The organism is Bacillus sp. JJ1474 (assembly GCF_036965225.1).
Taxonomy (GTDB): domain Bacteria; phylum Bacillota; class Bacilli; order Bacillales; family Cytobacillaceae; genus Cytobacillus.
Window position 1 is genome coordinate 30210 of record NZ_JBALPC010000128.1, and the last position, 375, is coordinate 30584.

Sequence of the window (375 nt, forward strand, 5' to 3'; positions counted from 1 at the left end):
ACGTCGAGGGTAGGCGCTGTAGCTAGACATTTCTCAAATTCTAAAAAGTAATATTATTTACTATGTTCTATTATCAGCAAGTTATTTAACTATTTATAGATTGAATTATAACATGCTAATTTAACAGGACTATTTTAGTTATATTACAAAAATATTTCAATCAGCCCCATCCGTCGCCCAACTAAGGAAATCATTGGTAAAATATTATTAGAATATATGTTTTAAAACAAAAAAAGCTGATCATGCAGGCAAAGTATACTTTGCCTGCATGATCAGCCTATATAATAGAAGAAACTAGATTTAGCTCATACTCATTTCGAGTTCTTCAATTCTCTTTTCTAAATATTTTCGATCCTTTTGTGCATGGAACGTTTC